The sequence below is a fragment of the Gilvimarinus gilvus genome, from assembly GCF_030518155.1.
GTDB classification, from domain to species: Bacteria; Pseudomonadota; Gammaproteobacteria; order Pseudomonadales; family Cellvibrionaceae; genus Gilvimarinus; species Gilvimarinus gilvus.
The window spans coordinates 1-355 of the sequence record NZ_JAULRU010000336.1 but is presented as its reverse complement, the minus strand read 5'-3'; the positions used below and the strand labels follow the sequence as shown (position 1 = coordinate 355).

The 355-nt window shown below is 56.6% G+C and carries 1 protein-coding gene; it reads right to left on the bottom strand.

The features are described from left to right. Positions 1 to 145: 145 nt before the first annotated feature. Positions 146 to 355: hypothetical protein (locus QWI17_RS05690; protein WP_302721547.1), on the bottom strand; the 210-nt coding region annotated here is incomplete at its 5' end.

The window sequence follows — 355 nt, the reverse complement described above, 5'->3', positions numbered from 1 at the left end:
CAGCCCGCAATCCGCTCTTGCCCTTGGTCTATGACAGGGAAGCGCCCCGACGACTTGTAGTCCCGCGATTGAATCTTGGTCTTGCCCGCGACGGAAACCGGGACAATGCAATCAGCCACAGATTCGGTAGCCCACGATTCAAATGTCATGCATCCTCCGTCTTTGCCAGCGGACGCAAGAGTTGCAGCAGGTTGGATGTAAGGCTGATTTCTTGTTCGTTGAGTTGTTCGAGCTCGCGTAAGAGATTCGGAATCGAGCCGACCTCCGCGTTGCCGTTCTGTCCAACCCATCGGCTCGGACTCAGGTTGTAGTCCGCTTCCTCCGCCTGCTGCGTGGTGATAATCGCCAGTTCGCT